The organism is Streptomyces doebereineriae, assembly GCF_031845645.1.
GTDB lineage: Bacteria > Actinomycetota > Actinomycetes > Streptomycetales > Streptomycetaceae > Streptomyces > Streptomyces canus.
The window spans coordinates 458,451-474,862 of sequence record NZ_JAVREZ010000006.1 but is presented as its reverse complement, the minus strand read 5'-3'; the positions used below and the strand labels follow the sequence as shown (position 1 = coordinate 474,862).

At 70.5% G+C, this 16,412-nt stretch carries 13 protein-coding genes; 6 read left to right on the top strand and 7 right to left on the bottom strand.

Annotated elements, in window-relative coordinates; all coding sequences use genetic code 11:
- The first annotated feature begins 123 nt into the window (after window positions 1-123).
- Both RNB18_RS20710 and RNB18_RS20705 read left to right on the top strand, forming a co-directional pair.
- Window positions 124-711: a TetR/AcrR family transcriptional regulator gene (locus RNB18_RS20710; RefSeq protein WP_311715565.1), complete on the top strand. Its 588-nt coding sequence runs from the start codon at window positions 124-126 to the stop codon at window positions 709-711.
- Window positions 704-1,495 carry an alpha/beta fold hydrolase gene (locus RNB18_RS20705; protein WP_311715564.1) on the top strand — a complete coding sequence of 264 codons (792 nt, stop codon included), beginning with the start codon at window positions 704-706 and terminating at the stop codon, window positions 1,493-1,495. Before RNB18_RS20710 ends, RNB18_RS20705 begins: the two co-directional genes overlap by 8 nt.
- On the opposite strand, the gene RNB18_RS20700 is transcribed toward RNB18_RS20705, so the two are convergent.
- Both RNB18_RS20700 and RNB18_RS20695 read right to left on the bottom strand, forming a co-directional pair.
- The gene (locus RNB18_RS20700) at window positions 1,490-1,948 is read right to left on the bottom strand and encodes a hypothetical protein (RefSeq protein WP_311715563.1); all 459 of its coding nucleotides are present in this window, start codon (window positions 1,946-1,948) and stop codon (window positions 1,490-1,492) included. The two genes, RNB18_RS20705 and RNB18_RS20700, sit on opposite strands and share 6 nt — an antisense overlap.
- Before the next feature lie 75 nt (window positions 1,949-2,023).
- Entirely contained in the window at window positions 2,024-2,392 is a 369-nt protein-coding gene (locus RNB18_RS20695) for a VOC family protein (protein WP_311715562.1), read from the bottom strand.
- A 77-nt stretch (window positions 2,393-2,469) separates the two neighbouring features.
- On the opposite strand from RNB18_RS20695, the gene RNB18_RS20690 reads away from it, so the two are divergent.
- On the top strand, window positions 2,470-3,912 hold the full coding sequence (locus tag RNB18_RS20690; RefSeq protein WP_311715561.1) for a hypothetical protein: 1,443 nt from the start codon (window positions 2,470-2,472) through the stop codon (window positions 3,910-3,912).
- On the opposite strand, the gene RNB18_RS20685 is transcribed toward RNB18_RS20690, so the two are convergent.
- The 3 genes from RNB18_RS20685 to RNB18_RS20675 all read right to left on the bottom strand — a co-directional run bounded on the left by RNB18_RS20685 (window position 3,902) and on the right by RNB18_RS20675 (window position 8,704).
- On the bottom strand, window positions 3,902-5,878 hold the full coding sequence (locus RNB18_RS20685) for a PE-PGRS family protein (protein ID WP_311715560.1): 1,977 nt from the start codon (window positions 5,876-5,878) through the stop codon (window positions 3,902-3,904). The genes RNB18_RS20690 and RNB18_RS20685 overlap by 11 nt on opposite strands.
- A gap of 24 nt (window positions 5,879-5,902) precedes the next feature.
- The gene (locus RNB18_RS20680) at window positions 5,903-7,594 is read right to left on the bottom strand and encodes a DUF2264 domain-containing protein (RefSeq protein WP_311715559.1); all 1,692 of its coding nucleotides are present in this window, start codon (window positions 7,592-7,594) and stop codon (window positions 5,903-5,905) included.
- A 69-nt stretch (window positions 7,595-7,663) separates the two neighbouring features.
- Window positions 7,664-8,704: a rhamnogalacturonan acetylesterase gene (locus RNB18_RS20675; RefSeq protein WP_311715558.1), complete on the bottom strand. Its 1,041-nt coding sequence runs from the start codon at window positions 8,702-8,704 to the stop codon at window positions 7,664-7,666.
- Between the two features lie 195 nt (window positions 8,705-8,899).
- Between RNB18_RS20675 and RNB18_RS20670 the strand changes: the two genes are divergently transcribed.
- On the top strand, window positions 8,900-10,582 hold the full coding sequence (locus tag RNB18_RS20670; protein ID WP_311715557.1) for a rhamnogalacturonan lyase B N-terminal domain-containing protein: 1,683 nt from the start codon (window positions 8,900-8,902) through the stop codon (window positions 10,580-10,582).
- Between the two features lie 2 nt (window positions 10,583-10,584).
- On the opposite strand, the gene RNB18_RS20665 is transcribed toward RNB18_RS20670, so the two are convergent.
- Both RNB18_RS20665 and RNB18_RS20660 read right to left on the bottom strand, forming a co-directional pair.
- Entirely contained in the window at window positions 10,585-11,994 is a 1,410-nt protein-coding gene (locus RNB18_RS20665) for an RICIN domain-containing protein (protein WP_311715556.1), read from the bottom strand.
- The gene (locus RNB18_RS20660; protein WP_311715555.1) at window positions 11,991-13,067 is read right to left on the bottom strand and encodes a glycoside hydrolase family 43 protein; all 1,077 of its coding nucleotides are present in this window, start codon (window positions 13,065-13,067) and stop codon (window positions 11,991-11,993) included. The genes RNB18_RS20665 and RNB18_RS20660 overlap by 4 nt, the downstream gene beginning before the upstream one ends.
- A 189-nt stretch (window positions 13,068-13,256) precedes the next feature.
- On the opposite strand from RNB18_RS20660, the gene RNB18_RS20655 reads away from it, so the two are divergent.
- On the top strand, window positions 13,257-15,350 hold the full coding sequence (locus RNB18_RS20655; protein WP_311715554.1) for an autotransporter: 2,094 nt from the start codon (window positions 13,257-13,259) through the stop codon (window positions 15,348-15,350).
- A gap of 108 nt (window positions 15,351-15,458) precedes the next feature.
- Complete coding sequence (gene mmuM / locus RNB18_RS20650) at window positions 15,459-16,400, top strand: homocysteine S-methyltransferase (protein WP_311715553.1); 942 nt, start codon at window positions 15,459-15,461, stop codon at window positions 16,398-16,400.
- Window positions 16,401-16,412 lie beyond the last annotated feature (12 nt).

Below are 16,412 nucleotides of genomic sequence, written 5' to 3'. Positions count from 1 at the left end.
TCTCCCGACCGCCGCATGCCCAGGCCCCGGACCGCAAAAATCCGGGGCCTTTTCCTATGAGGTCCAGTAATGTACCTAGGAGTCCTAGGTTTACGGAGCACGCACAGGTTTTACGGAGCACGCATGGTCCCCCGCGCAGGCCTCACCGCCGACCGCCTCACCGAGGCCGCCGCCGACCTCGCCGACGACATCGGCTTCGAGAACATCACCCTGGCCGCCCTCGCCAAACGCTTCGGCGTGAAGGACGCGAGCCTCTACTCGCACGTCAGGAGCCTCCAGGACCTGCGCACCCGGATCGCCCTGCTCGCCGGCGGAGAGATGATCGACCGGATCGCCGTCGCGGTGGCGGGGCGGGCCGGAAAGGACGCGCTGGTCGCCTTCGCCGGCGCCTACCGGGCGTACGCGCTGGAGCGGCCGGGGCGGTACGCGGCCACACAGATCCGGATCGACCAGTCGCTGATCGCCGGCACCCCCGCGCTCCACCGCACCGTCGAGATCACCTACGGCATGCTCCGGGCCTACGGCCTCGCCGAACCCGATCTCACCGACGCGGTACGCCTGTTGCGCGCCGCCTTCCACGGTTACTGCGCCCTGGAGTCGGCGGGCGGCTTCGGCGACCCCCGCGACGTACAGAAGTCCTGGGACAGGGCGGTCGACGCCCTGCATGTGGCACTCGAGAACTGGCCCCAAGAGGAGAACACCGATGACTGACCCGCACTACGACATCACCGGCCACGGCCCCTTACTGCTGCTGCTCCCCGGCGGCGCCGGACACCCGATGGGCCTCGGACCGATGACGGAGTCGCTCGCCGGGCACTTCACCGTCGTCACGTACGACCCCCTCGGCCTCGCCCACGGCCGCCTCGGTGAACCCGTCGAGGACCAGCGGGTCCAGGACTGGAGCGACGGGGCGCGGCGGGTGCTCGACGCGACGCTCCCGGGGGACGGGTCGGCGTACGTCCTCGGCACCAGCGCCGGAGCCATCGCCGCGCTCGATCTGCTCGCCCGGCGCCCGGAGCGGCTGCGGCACGTCGTCGCGCACGAGCCGCCGTGTGTGGGGGTGCTGCCGGACGGGGCGCGGCAGCAGGCCGCGTTCCAGGAGATCTGCGCCGTGTACCGGGCCAAGGGGATCGCGGCGGCGGGCGCCCTGATGACCGCCGTACTGGAGGACCGGGCGGCGGGGGAACTCCCTGAGGGCCAACCCTTGACTCGCGAGGAGGAGTTGATGAGTCCGATGGCGCTCTCCCTCGCACATGTCCTTGGGCCCTTCACGGCGTACGTCCCCGAGGCGGGCCCCCCGCAGGCCCGCCTCACCGTCGCCGCGGGCACCGACTCCCGAGGTCAACTCCTTCATCGCACCGCCGAGTTCCTCGCGAAGGCGCAACAGGCCGACTTCGTCGAGTTTCCCGGCGGTCATCTCGGCATCCTCCAGCACCCGGTGGACTTCGCCGACCGGCTCACGCGGACGCTGCTCGGGACCGGCGTGCGGTCATGACAGGTCGCCGAGCGCGTCGGCGTAGTACGTGGATCCCCTGAGGTGCAGGGCGAGTTCGCGGAAGGTCCAGCCCTCGCCGGGTGAGTGGTCGAGCTGGTGCTCGGTGAGGGCGCCGAGGCGGTTGGCCCAGATGCGGGCGAGCCGGGTGAGACGGCTGCGGGCCTCGTCCAGGTCCTCCTGGGTGAAGGGCGCGAGGTCGGCCGCGGTGGTCGTCGTGGACGCGTGCCAGTCGTCGGGCTGCGGGGTCTCGCCCGCGAGCCGCGCCTCCAACTCGGCGAGGTGGTCGACCAGATGGTCGGCGACCCGGCGGATCGCCTTGTGCGGCGTGTAGACACGGTCGTCGACATGGACGGGCTCGCCGTCCCAGGCGGTCCAGGTCTCGGCCAGGACCAGCACGTGGTGGACCATGCCGGTCACGGCATGGTCGGGCGTCTGCTGCGGGTGTTCGGTCATGCGGGCACGCTAGGCGGGTGTTGCTTCGGCACCGGCCGAAGTGTGGTGACCCCGAGGGGCCGGGCGGGGCCGGCCTCAGTTCTCCCGTTCCGCCGCACTCCGCTCCACGCAGAACTCGTTGCCCTCCGGGTCGGCCAGGACCACCCAGCCCATGCCGTCGCCCGTGCGCTGGTCGTCGATGAGCGTGGCGCCCAGGGTGAGGAGGCGGGCGACCTCCTCGTCGCGGGTGCGGTCCTGGGGCTGAAGGTCGAAGTGGAGGCGGTTCTTGACGGTCTTGGTCTCCGGGACGGTGACGAAGAGCAGGCCCGCGTCCTCGATCAGTGCCTCCTCGTCGCCCGGCCGGTCCTGCTCGTGCAGCGGCTGTCCGAGGGCCTGGGACCAGAATTCGGCCACCGCGTAGGCGTCGGCGCAGTCGATGGTCACATGGCGGATGGTGGAGGTCATGCGGGGATTCTCGGGGTCCCGGTCGACCGCCGCAAGATCGGCGGCAACGTTCGCACCGCCTGCGGCGACCTGGAGGTATGACTTCCGCAAGACGCACACCGCGCGACGCCGACACCCCCCGAGGCACTGCTCGCGACACCGCTCGCGACCTCCCTCGCACCGGCCACCGCCGGGTCCGCGCCGCCCGTAAGCCCGTCGTCGCCGGTCTCGCCGCGACGGCCGCGCTCGTCGGCGCCTGGTACGCCACCGCCGGCGCGGCCACCGCTCCCACGCTCACCCCCGCCACCACGGCCGTGACCCTGGCCGCCAAGTTCCCCTATTTGTCCGCCGGTTACAACAACACCCGCGAGTGGACGCGGACGGCGACGGCGGCGGCACCGAACGGCACCCTGCGCGTCGCCTGGCCCGCCTCGGACGGCATCCACGTCACCCCGCTGACGTCCGCCGGAAAGCGCTCCGGCACGGACACCGTCGTCAAGGGGGCGAAGGAGGTCGGCGGTCTGGTCGCGCACAACGACGGCTTCGCGCTGCTCACCCGGGTCGCCGACAACAACAAGTGGAAGGAGACGGCGGCCGCGATCGTCCGGTACACGAACGGCAAGCAGACCTTCCGGACGACGCTCACCGGCACCGCCTCCCACGACACCTCGCCCACCCTCGACGGCCAACTCACCTGGAACGGCAAGAAGTACGGCGCCTACTACGTCGTGCACGGCGCGGGCGGCTTCGCGGACGGCCACTTCGGCGACAAGCTGTCGTACGTCAGCGCCAAGGGCGCGAAGCTCAGCGGGGGTTGGGGCTGGGGATGCAGCCACAACGAAGGCATAGCGCTGCACGCCGAGACCACCGGCGACTTCACCTCCCTCTGCTTCGACGACTGGCGTTCGGGACTGTTCGTGTCGACGGGCATCGGCGCCCCGGACGTGGCTCCGGTGGTGCAGCGCGAGCAGTGCTGGGCGGGGTACTGCGGCGGTACGTTCCCCGGCCGCACCGGCGACCTGGTGAAGTCCTCGACGGGCCGTTACGCGACCGCCTTCGCCTCGCGCGGTGCCGCGTCCGCGAAGAAGAACCCGGACGACTCGAGCGGCCGCGGCTGGACGGTCAAGCCGAGGACCAGCACCCACCAGGTGGCGGTGGCCTTTCTGAAGAACCGCAACTCCGGCCCGGGCAAGGCCGTTTACCTCACGAACGCGCCGGGCACCGAGCATGTGAACGTGCACGTGGCGCCGTACGGCAAGAACCGCCTTCTCGTGTCCTGGGAGTCCCTGAAGAACGCCAAGTGCGCGAGCGGCACCTGCACCGGCACCTTCACGGGCACGCACTTCCGGCTCATCGACTGGAACGGCAAGTTCCAGAGCGCGGACAAGGTGGTGTCGGCGCGGATCACCGGCGGCATCGCGGTCCAGAAGGACGGCACGCTGGCCTGGGCGTACGTCCCGGTGACACCGTCGTACACGAAGCCGCTGACGGGCACGTCACCGACCTCGACGAGCCTGCGGATCGCCCGCCTCAAGCCCTGAGTGCTCCGAGCCGCTCGACCATGCGCCGCATGACCTCCACCGGCAGGGCCGGGTTCCGGGCGGCGGTCTCCGCGGAGCCGGTTCCCTGCCGCAGCAGCTGGACGAGGATGCGGGCCGGCAGGTGGGGGTGGCGAGCGGCCGCACTGCGGATGTGTTCGTGCGGGTTTTCCAGCAGTCGTGCCGCGGCCGCCGGAGAGAGCCGCGGGTCGGTCACGGCCCGGCGGCGGACCTCTTCGCTCCTGTCCCGGCTGAGCCGTTCGACCAGCTCGGGCGTGGACTCCGGGTCGTCGAGGGCCAGTCGGCGCATGCGCGGGTTCGGGTCGTCGGCGTAGCGCAGGAGGTCGTGGCGGGGGAAGTTGGGGTGGCCGCGCGGCCGGTCGGGGCTCGTGAGGCTGCCGTCCCACCACTGCCACACCCGCATGAGCATGTCGGCAGGCGCGTCGTCGCAGGACTCGGCGAGGAAGAGCTGGACGACGCGGTCCTCGTCGTCGGCGAGAAGGGCCACGGCGTCCGGCGGGAGGTGCCGGGCTCGGGCGACGCTTCTGCGGACCAGGGGGTGGGAGGAGGCCGCCAGGCGGCGCATGGCGTCCCGGTCGTCGTGGAGGGCGACGACCCAGTCGAGCGGGAAATAGTGGCCGGCCGGATCGAAGTCGTAGAGGATGCCGGCGCGTTGCTCCTCGGTGAGGTCGGCGCGGCGGGACACCACGAAGCGGACACCGGCATCGCGGTCCTCGCCGAGAAGGGCCACCAGATCAGGGTCCAGGCGGGGGTTCTGGGCGAGGGAACCGCGCTCACCCGGCTGCCCGTTCCTCGCCAGGTGCTCGGCGAGGCCGCGCTCCAGCAGGCAGGTCTCCAGCGCGCGGGTCCCGACCCCCTCGGCCTCGTACACCGAGCGGGGCATCGGGTGGTCCTGGTGGTGCAGCAGCAGTGCCTCCGCTCGCACCTTGTCCTCGGAGTCGTTCAGCAGCCGGTGCCGCGCCGAGGTGTCGAGGTGCGGCCAGGCAGACTTGCAGGCCGCATACCGCACGCCGCCGTCGGGATCGGCGGACAGGGCAACCAACACCGAGGCGGGCAGGCCCTTGAGACCGGCCGCCTCGGAGCGCACGCGGGCGGACGGGTCGGCGGCGAGCGTCCGGCAGGTGTCCACGGGGACTTCGGCCCGGCGCTCGGCGGCCAGCAGGGTGAGGACCCACCGTTGCCGTGCGTTCTGCTCGCCGAGGAGTACGCGGGACCATTGCTCGGGCGTGATGTTCGGTTGCACCTCAGCTGCCCGGGACCGCACTTGCCAGTCCGGATGGGCCAGTGCTGCGTCCACCGCCTCCGTCGGCAGGGCGCTGTACATCCCGTAGTGGGACCTCTCCCACAGCTTGGACCGCAGCTCCTTCGGAGTCGCCGGGTTGAGCGAGAGCCCGCTCGCCCACGCGTCGAGCAGTTGCCCGCGGGCCTGCGGTCCCCGGAACAGCGTCTCCCACGCGGCCGCCCGCTCCTCCGGTGTCTCCGCTCCGGCCGCCCGTGCGGCCTCCTCATGGCGCTCCCTCAGCCGGTCGACCGCGACGAGCCAGACCGCGTACTCCTCGGTCGTGGCGCCCACCATCGCGTCCCCGTCCAGGGACAGCGTGAGGAACTCCGGCTGCCCGGGTCGAGGACCCAGGACTCCGGCGAGATCCCAGCCGTCGGTGAGCCGGACCCGCACCCAACTCCGGCCCTGGTTACCGGAGAAGTCGATGAGGAACACCCCGTCGCCACCGAAGATTCCCGCGTCGGACGCCAACCGGTGCCACTGCGCGTTGAGTTCGGCGACCAGATCCGGCCGGTCGTCCGCGACCGCCACGGTCGGCACCGTCTGGCCCCCGATGACATGCCGCCACACGACCGGAGGCGGCGGCACCTCCTCGACCCGCCGCTCCCCCACGACCTCCAGCCCGGCCCGGCCCAGCAGTTCGACCAGTTCGTCTCCGCCACTCATGATCCTCATACTGCCCGAGGCGGCTCAGTCCCCGGCGGTGATTTCCACTCCGGAGCCGTTCAGCCGAACCCGCGCCTCGGGGCCCCCGCTCCACACCACCGTCAACTCATCGGCCCCTCCTGCCCGTACCGTGACCGTCTCCTCCAACGGCACGGCATCCGCGTCACCGGTGAGCCGGGCCAGCGCGACGAACAACGTGTCCCCCTCCCCGGTCACCCCGCTCAGCTCGTCGTCGAGGCCCACGGCGGGCAGCAGTTCGGCCCGCACGCCCTCCCGGGGGGCCCACCCGGTCACCCGCACCGACGTCCCGGGCTCGGCTCCGGCGACGAGGAAGGCGCGCACCTCCACGGCTCCCCGGGCGAGCACGACACTGGAAACGCGCGTACCTCCGGCCGCCGTGTGCCGAGAGGCGGCCCACCCCTCCCCCACCCCCAACGGCACGATCTCCGTACGGCTCGGATCGCCGCCCACGATCACGCTGTTGTCGTACGACGTCGCGGGCTCCGTCACCGTGGAGTAGGCGAGACGGGTGTAGTACGGGTCGTAGCGGACGTCCTCGCTGCCGTGGTTGTGGAGGCGGACGAGGCCGTCTGAACTCGTGGACTGCAGGAGCCAGTTGGGGGCGGTGATCGAGGTGACCGCGTCGGAGCTTTCGGCCGGGCCCGGCTCCTCCACCGCCGTCCACACCTCGTGGTCCGCCGGGAGGAGCAGGCCGAGGAAGCCCTTGCTCGCCCAGTACGGGGACGCCGGTCCCGAATAGCCCTGCAGGACAGCGGGGTCGGGGCCGTGCCAGCCGAGGGTGAGCAGGCCGTGGGAGTCCACCGACCCCCGGTCCAGGAAGTACTTGAGGGCTCCGGAGGCCAGCCGCCGGGTCTCGCCCGGGGCCAGCGGGGTGTGGCCCGTCAGTGCGCCCAGCCACAGCGGGGCCGTCGTCGCGAAGCGGTACGTCAGGGAGCGGCCCTGGTGCATCGGGGCACCGTCGGCGCCGAACAGGCGGGCGTAGTCCTCGAGATGGCGGGAGAGGCGGCCGCCGTACAGGTCCGCCAACTGGTCGTCCTGGGCCAGCCAGGCGTGCAGCACCGGGTAGAGGTGCATGGCCCAGCCGTTGTAGTAGTCGAACTTGCGGCCGTCGCCGTCGGTGTACCAGCCCTCGCCGACGTACCACTGCTCGATGCGCTCAAGGCCGCGGTCGATCGCCTTGCGGGAGGCGTCCGGCTCATACCCGGCCGACGCCAGGAAGCCGGCGACCGTGACCGGGAAGAGCTCCCAGTTGCAGGGCCAGGCCTCCGCGGTCAGCGCGTCGCCGAGCCAGGCCGCGGCGCGTTGCCGTACGGCGTCGTCCAGCCGGTCCCAGAGCAGCGGCTTCGTGATCCGCAGCGCGAACGCGATCGACGCCGCCTCCACCAACGGCTGGCTGCGGTCCTCGATATGGGGCCAGACTCCCGAGACTCCGGCGGCGAGCCCGTCCGCGTACCGCTCCAGTGCGGGCCCGTCCTGACGGAGGGCCGCCAGCAGGAGCGTACGGGCGTAGCCCTCCAGGCCGTCGGAGAGCCGGCCGGACCAGCTCTGCCGGTCGCCGGGGAAGTGGTAGAGGGCACGGTCCTCGGTGGCGTACGGCTCCACCGCGGCGAGCAGGGCGTCGGCCGCGGCCTCCCAGTGGGCGCGCGTGTAGCCGGTGTACGGACTGAGGGTGCGGTCCTCAGGAGGCAGCTGCATCGGTTCTCTTTCTTCGGCTCACATCACAGACCTGGGGCGCCCCGGTTCCGGTCGGGACGCCCCAGGCGTCTATCCCACCCGCACCAGCCCTGCGGGCACCAGCCTCCGTGCGACGAGTTCGTCGCGGACCAGGCCCGCGTACACGGTGGCGCCGTGTACGGAGGTGTGGGTGTTGTCCCTTTTCTCGTTGTAGAGGTAGATCGCCTTCGAGCCCTCCACTCCCAAGGACTCCACCAGCGTCTTCGTCTTCGCCGTCAGGTCGATCAGCGGGACGTCCTCTGCTGCGGCCACCGAGCGGATCACCGCGGGATGGTCCACCCCGAGGCCGTTGACCAGCAGGGCCGTCCCGTTGTTCAGCGTGCCGTCCGAGTTGAACCAGCGTCGCACGATGGGCGTCACGAGGACAGGGTTCCCGCCTTTCTCCCTCACACCCGCGACCAGTGTCTCCAGGTTCGCCCGGTACGTCGCCTCGTCGGTCGTCTTGTCGTTGTGGGCGAGTTGGACGAGGACGAGGTCGCCGGGACGGATCAGCGGCTGGACCGTGGCCCACAGGCGCGGCTCGGACAGATACGTCACCGTGCTCTCGCCGGAGTCGGCGTAGTTGGCCACGGACACGCCCTTGCGCAGGTACTGGGGCAGTTGCTGGCCCCAGCCGGAGTACGGGTCGCCGGGCTGGTCGCAGACCGTGGAGTCGCCGACCAGGAGGATCTGGCGGGTGTGCCGGGCGGGGGTGACCTTGATGCCGGCGAGCGCGGGGGCCGAGCCGCCCAGCGCGAGGTCCAGGCCGGGCGTGCCGTCGGGGCCGGTGGGCTCGCCCTCCGGGGTGCGGACGTTCACGGTGAAGCTGCGGGAGGCCCGCTCGCCGGCCGCGACCGCCGTCTCCGGCAGCAGTGAACGCCGGGTCTCGCCGCTGATCGCGGTGTGCGACTCCGCGTCACCGCCGAGCAGCACCTTCACGTCGTACGTGCCCGGCGGGACGTCGAAGTGGCAGCCGGACGCGGTGCAGTTCTCGATGCCCGGCGGACGTCCGGTGTGTGCCTGCGCCGGTACGGCCGTCAGGCCCGAGGCCAGCGCCACCGCCGCCAGCACGGCGAGGTTGAAACGTCTCATTCGTGGTTCCTCCGTCAGAGGGACAACACCTGGCGCCGGACCGTACCGCCATCTGCAAGCGCTTTCTAGACCTTGAACCGTTTTCACAAGATTGCCAACTTCCAGCGAGCGAAAGCCCTTTCGCGAAATCGATTCAACTGTCACTCTCCAAAGCACCCGCACCACCCCCACACCTCCCGGAGGAGGCACCCCCACATGTCCGAATCCACCGTGAACAGACCGGTCGGACGCCGTACCTTCGTCCTTGGCACCGCGGCCGCCGCAGGGACGGCCGCGCTCGCCGGGCCGCTCGCCGAGACCGCGTCCGCCGCGAGCTTCGGCTGGAGCGACGACGGCTCCAACTACGTCGTCGACACCGGCGCGAGCCTCGTCTTCAAAGTCAGCAAGACCAACGGCGATCTGACCTCGCTGGTCTACAAGGGCACGCAGTACCAGGGCTACGGCGGCAAGAACTCGCACATCGAGTCCGGCCTCGGCACGTCCACCGTGAGCATCAAGCAGTCCGGTACGACGATCCTGATCTCGGTCGCGTACGGCACGCTGAAGCACTACTACGCGGCCCGCAGCGGCGAGAACAACGTCTACCTGTGGACCAACAAGGCCGACGACTCGGTCTCGGCGACCCGCTACATCCTGCGCGTCAACGCGGGCAAGTTCCTCAACGACGAACCCGACTCGTACACCTACGCGCCCACCACCATCGAGGCCCAGGACGTCTTCGCGAAGTCCGACGGCCAGACCCGCTCCAAGCACTACGCGAAGGCGCGGGTCATCGACTACAACTACGTCGGCTGGACCACCGGCAGCGTCGGCCTGTACATCGTGCGCTCCAACCACGAGAAGGCCTCCGGCGGCCCGTTCTACCGCTCCCTCCTGCGCCACCAGAGCGCGGACGGCGGCGGCCTGTACGAGATCCTGTACTACGGCGAGAACCAGACGGAGGCCCAGCGCTTCGGCCTCCAGGGCCCCTACGTCATCGCCTTCACCGACGGCGGCGCCCCCTCCTCCTCGCTGTACCCCGGCACCCTCACCACCTCGTGGGCGGACTCGCTCGGCATCTCGGGCTACGTCCCCGCGAGCGGCCGGGGCAAGGTCGCCGGCGTCGGCATCACCGGCCGGAACACGGCGTACGCCTACACGGTCGGGCTCGCCAACTCCGCGGCCCAGTACTGGGGTTCGGCGCGGTCCTCGGACGGCTACTTCTCCATCGGGGGTGTGCTGCCGGGGACGTACACGCTGACCGTCTTCAAGGGTGAACTCGCCGTCTACACCGGCTCGGTGAGCGTCAGCGCGGGCGGCACGACCACCCTCAACTCCATCACGATCCCGTCCTCGAACGACCCGAGCAACGCGGGCACGATCTGGCGCATCAACGACTGGAACGGCACGCCCAGCGGCTTCAAGAACGCCGACCTGATGACGTACGCACACCCGTCCGACGTCCGTGCCTCCTCCTGGACCGGCAACGTCGTCATCGGCAGCGGCACCGAGACCTCGGGCTTCCCCTGCTACCTGTGGAAGGACGTCAACAGCGGCATCATCGTCTACTTCAAGCTGACGGCCGCCCAGGCCGCCGCCGCGCACACCCTGCGCATCGGTGTGACGACGGCCTACGCGAACGGCCGCCCGCAGGTCGTCGTCAACGACACCTGGACCTCCGCCGTCCCCTCCCCGCCCACCCAGCCGAGCACCCGGTCGCTGACCGTGGGCTCGTACCGGGGCAACAACTACACGTTCACCTACAGCGTGCCGGCGTCCGCCTGGCTGACGGACACCAGCGCCTACAACACGCTGAAGATCTACGTGGCGAGCGGTTCGGGGTCGACGTCCTTCCTCAGTGCGGGCACATCGATCGACGCGATCGATCTGCTGGCCTGACGTCAGGTCCCGCGCGTCCACTGCTGGTTGGTCGCTCCGTTGCACGCGTATGTGATGATCGCGGCGGAGTTGGCGGTGGACGCGCCGTTCACGTCCAGGCACTCCCCGGAGGCCCTGGCCTTGATGTTCACGTACGAGCCCGAAGTGACCACCGACCACTGCTGGGTGGTCGCGCTCCCGCAGTTCTCCTGGGTGACGTTCGTGGCGTTCTCCTGGAGGCACAGGGAGCTGCCGCGGCCGACCAGCTGGTAGTAGCCGGTGCCGAGGTCCTTGAACCACCACTTCTGGTTGGCGCCGCCGTTGCAGGTGTACTGGCTGATCGCGATGCCCTGCCACAGCGACTGGCCGGCCACGTCCGCGCACTTGCCGCTGTTGCGGGAGACCAGCGTGTTGTACGTGGCGCTGGTGCCGCCGATCGTCCCGGCCGCCGCGTCGATCGTGATCTGGGGGTACCAGGACATGGACATCGTGGTGGAGGTGGGGAAGGTCAACGGCAGCCACACGTAACGGGAGTCGTTGACGGTCCCGCCGAAGGAGTTGCCCCAGCGGTCGCCCATGTAGAGGTACGAGGTGCCCGAAGTCCCCTGCACCGGAAGGACGTAGGCGGTCTGCGAGTTGTAGGTCGTGGAGTCACCGACGTTCGCCATCGAGGTCCACGGTCCGGCGAGGGAGGTGGCGGTGGCGTACTGCTGCTGGTTGGCGCTCCAGCCGGTGGCGCCCGACGTCAGCATGAAGTAGACGCCGCCCCGCTTGAACAGGGCCGGGGCCTCGCGGTGTCCGCCGACCCACGGGTTGGCGACCAGGCTGTCGATGCCCGTGTAGTCGGCGGTGAGCCGGTAGATGTGCAGGTCGTAGTTCTCGTTGGCCGCCGAGACCATGTAGCCGGTGCCGTCGGTGTCGACGAACGTCGTGATGTCGCGGGACATGTTGTCGCCCAGCGGGCGGAAGCTGCCCTGGTAGGTGTAGCTCCCGTCGACCGTGGAGGAGACGGCGACGGCGGCGCGGGCCTCGCTGTAGTCGGTGCCGTTCTCCTTGTGCATCCACATCACGAACTTGCCGGTGGACGCGTTGTAGACGACCTTGGGCCGCTCGATGTAGGCGGTGGCGAGCTCCGAGGCGCTGGACTGGGTCAGGACGTGGTTCCTGAACTCCCAGTTCTTCAGGTCGGTGGAGCGGTAGGCGTCCACGTACCGGAAGGTGTTGTCGGAGTTGCGGTCCTCGCCGAACCAGTAGTAGTAGGAGCCGACCTTGATGACCCCGCCGCCGTGGGCGTGCAGGGCGTTGCCCGACGTGTCCGTGAACTGGACGCCGTTGGGGATCGTCAGCGGAGCGGCCTGGGCCGGTCCGGCGGTCACCAGGGCGCCGGCCAGGGCCAGACACAGGGCGAGCAGTACCGCGTAAGCACGTCTCATGACGCAACCTCCGTGTCCGTGGCGGTGTCCGCCACCGGTATGCCGAAGTTCGGGGTGCCGTCCGCGTGCCAGCCGAGCTTCTGGACGCGGGTGTGGCGGTTGGGGTCGTTCAGCGGGTCGCCGACGATCTCCTTGTACTGGCGGGCGTGATAGACGAGGACGTCACTGCGACCGTCCTCGGCGACGGTGAAGCAGTTGTGGCCGGGGCCGTACTGCTTGGTGGTGTCGTTGCTGGTGAAAACCGGGGTCGGCGACTTGGACCAGCTCGCCGGGTTCATGAGGTCGGCGTCCGCGTCGACCGTGAGCAGACCCATGCAGTAGTGCCAGTCGGTCGCGCTCGCCGAGTAGGACATGAAGAGCCGGCCGTTGCGGGCGATGACCGAGGGGCCCTCGTTGACCTTGTAGCCGATGCACTCCCAGTCGTACTCCGGGGTGGAGAGCCTGATCTGAGGACCAGTCAGGGTCCAGGGGTTCGCCATCCTCGACAGGAAGATGCCGGTGTTGTTGTCCAGGCCGGGCTCGTGCTGGGCCCAGGCGAGGTAGCGGCTGCCGCGGTGGGTGAAGGTGGTGGCGTCCAGGGAGAAGGTCTCCCAGGCGGTCCTGATCTGGCCCCGCTCCACCCAAGTCCCCTTGAAGGGATTGGGGTTGGCGTTCTCCAGGACCCAGATACGGATGTCCCACACGCTCTCGGCGGGCGCGGAGGCGAAGTAGATGTACCACTTGCCGCCGACGCGGTGGATCTCCGGCGCCCAGATGTGGGCGCCCATGACACCGGTCGGGTGCTTGGTCCAGATGACGGACTCGTCGGCGGTCGCGAGGCCGCCCAGGGTGCGGGAGCGGCGCAGGATGATGCGGTCGTACTCGGGTGCGGTGGCCGTGAAGTAGTAGAAGCCGTCGGAGTGACGGTGGATGTACGGGTCCGCGCGGTTGCGGACGAGCGGGTTCACGAGGGGGGCGGCCTTCTTCGGGCGCGGTGCGGCTTGGGCGACTGTGGGGGTCGCGGCCAGGGCGCCCGCGGCCAGGGCACCTTTCAGCAGCAGTCGTCGGTGGGGGACGTCGGGGGCGCGGCTCATACGGACTGCCTCTCGGAGTGGGGTGTCCTGAGAGAGATGTTCGATATTGAGAACATCTGTTGTTATTGCGAACAGCCGAAAGGTAAGGCTGGGGAACCAGGAGGTCAACGGGTCGGACGTGACCAAAAGAAGGCGCTTTCTGTTTTCGGTTTTCTGTTATCGGCCCGCGCCTCGCCCGTCTCCGGTCATGTGCACAGCCATTTCCACAAGACAGCAGCCGCGGCCGGAGCCCTGGCGGCGGCGGCCGCCCTCCTGGTCACCGCTCCCCCGGCGTCGGCCGCCGGTTCCCGTGACGTCACGGCCGACGTCCTCGCGGACCGGGACGTCACCCTGACCGGCGACACCGTCGTCACCGTGCCCGCGGGGACGACGACGTACGACGGGGTGTTCCGCGGCGAGGGCACACTCACCGTGCGCGGCAGCGGGACGCTGGTCCTGACCAGGGACAGCGACTTCACGCTGCCCGGGTCCCGCCGACGGCAGTCCGTGCGGACGCCGGGCGGCAACCACCCGTACGTCACCACGACCCGCCCGGACCCGCCCGCGGTCACGGTCGAACGCGGAGCGACCCTCCAGTACGGCAACGGCGGGACGACGGGCCTGATCGGCCACTTCCCGTACAACACCCCGGCGTTCCGGCTGAACCAGGACAACATCCGGGTCGACGGCACCCTGCGGCTGTCCCTGAAGAGCGCCTACAACCTGGGCACCGTCAGCGGCTCCGGCCTGATCACCCAGCCACGCTTCCTCTGGGGCACCTGGGACCTGACGTCAGGACCGTTCTCCGGGGTCATCGACAACGGCACGCAGGCCAACGCCGGGCGGCCCGAGTACGCGACCTCGCTGCCAGGCGTACGCAAGGTGCTCAACCAGGGCACCTGGACCGTGGACACCCCGCTGGGCCAGACCGTCACCCAGCGGATGGACTTCTACCAGCGCGAGTACGGCAGCGACATCAACGTCCAGTCCCGGCCGGGCAGCAAGGTGGTCCTCACCGGCCAGTACAGCTGGTCGAACCAGGGCGGCGACACCGACCCCTCGCTCAGCGATCCCGCCCTGAACTGGACGCCGGCCACCAAGAACGTCAACAAGCGCGGCACCAACATCAAGGGCGCGAACGTCCAGTGGGGCGACGGGACGACCAGCAGGATCTTCATGCCGGGCACGGCGAAGACGGTGTACATCAACCTGCTGGCGGCGCGCTCCCGTTCCCTGCTGACCTTCGACTACAACGGGCCGGTGACCCTTGGCGCCCCCATCGGCGGTGGCCGCTTCCACGACACCCTGTCCGCGCCCGGCGCGGGTGACATCGTCATCAAGGGGACGAAGGGCAACGACGTCACCTTCGCGGCCGTCCAGTACTACGACGGCTCCACGACCGTCGAGAAGGGCGCCGTGCTCCGCCTCGGCAGCGGCAAGGCGGGGGGCGACGGCGGGCTCTACACCGGGGGCGGTCTCTACAAGGTCGTGAACAACGGCTCGCTGATCCTCGGCAACACGGCCAAGCCCCTGACCCTGCCCCGGATCAGCGGCAGCGGCTCCCTCACCCAGGCGGGCAGGGCGACGACGACACTGACCGGAAGCGCGGTGACGTACACGGGGACGACGACGGTCCGCAAGGGCACGCTCGCCCTGCGGGGCGGAGCAACTCTGGCCCGCAGCAGGGGGATCCGGCTCACCTCGACGGCCGCACGGCTGGACGCGGGCACGGCAGGCCTTCGCGTGGTCTCCTCGCTGTCCGGCAAGGGCGCGGTGAAGGGAGCGGTCACCAACGAGGGTGTGGTCGCGGGCGGACTCACCGTTTCCGGCGGCTACAAGCAGACCTCGAAGGGTGAACTGGTCCTGGGAAACGGCCCGTTGAAGGTGACGGGCCCGGTACGGCTGGCCGGTGAGCTCGACTTCTCGGCAGTCGGCACCGACCCCGGCCGCGGGATCACCGTGCTGGAGAACAAGGGCACGTCGAAGACCACGGGCGCCTTCAAGGGCCTGAAGGAGGGCACGCGGCTCAAGCTCGCCGACACGACGTACCGGATCACCTATCGGGGCGGCGACGGCAACGACGTCGCACTGACCGCGGTCACGGCGAGCGCCTCGCCGAGCGTCCGTGCCGATACCGCGTCGCAGGCTCCGGCAGCGGCACCTCGCACGACGGGAGCGGAGACGGAGGGGCTGGGCTGGTGGCCGTACATCCTGGCGCTGGGTCTGCTCGGCGGGCTGGTGGTCCCGCCGACCGTGCGCAGGCGCGGCAAGCGACGTGAGAGCGGACGGCACGCGGCGCACTGATCGGCGCCGGGGCTCTGCGGCGCCCTTCAGCAGGCCCACATGCCGGTCCCGGTGTTCGCGTACCGGACGGCTGCGGCTCAGTCCCGTCCCTTCGGCTAGCGTCGAGGCATGACCAGCGACACCCCGGAAGTCCCCGACGCCCTCGCCCGCCCCCTCGCCGACATCCTCGCGGCGGGCCCTGTCGTCCTCGACGGCGGGATGTCCAACCAGCTGGAGTCCGCCGGGCACGATCTGAGCGACGAGCTGTGGTCGGCGCGGCTGCTCGCGGAGCGGCCCGAGGCGATCACCGAGGCGCATCTCGCCTACTACGAGGCGGGCGCGGACGTGGCGATCACGTCCAGCTACCAGGCCACCTTCGAGGGGTTCGCCAAGCGCGGGATCGAGCGCGAGCGGGCGGCGGAACTGCTCGCCCTCAGCGTCGGGCTGGCGCGCGAGGCGACGCGGCAGGCGTGGGCGAAGGGGGTCCGGCGGCCGCTGTATGTGGCGGCCTCGGTCGGGCCGTACGGCGCGATGCTCGCGGACGGCTCGGAGTACCGGGGCCGGTACGGCCTGAGCGTGGCCGAGCTGGAGGCCTTCCACCGGCCCCGGCTCGAGGTGCTCGCGGCGGCCGGACCCGACGTCCTGGCCCTGGAGACGATCCCCGACAGCGATGAGGCGCAGGCGCTGCTGCGCGCGATCCGTGGTCTCGGTGTCCCGGCCTGGCTCTCCTACTCCGTCGCCGGCGACCGCACCCGGGCCGGTCAGCCCCTGGAGGAGGCGTTCGCCCTGGCCGCCGAGGTGGACGAGGTCATGGCGGTCGGCGTCAACTGCTGTGTCCCGGAGGACGTGGACCACGCGGTCGAGACGGCCGCGCGGGTCACCGGCAAGCCGGTCGTGGTGTACCCCAACAGCGGCGAGTCCTGGAATGCCGGCACGCGCGCGTGGGAGGGCAGCTCGTCGTTCGCGCCGGAGGAGGTGCGCGGCTGGCAGGCGGCCGGGGCACGGCTGGTCGGAGGGTGCTGCCGGGTGGGGCCGGGGGCGATCTCGGGGATCGCGGGGGCTCTGCGTTAGCTGGTGCGGTGC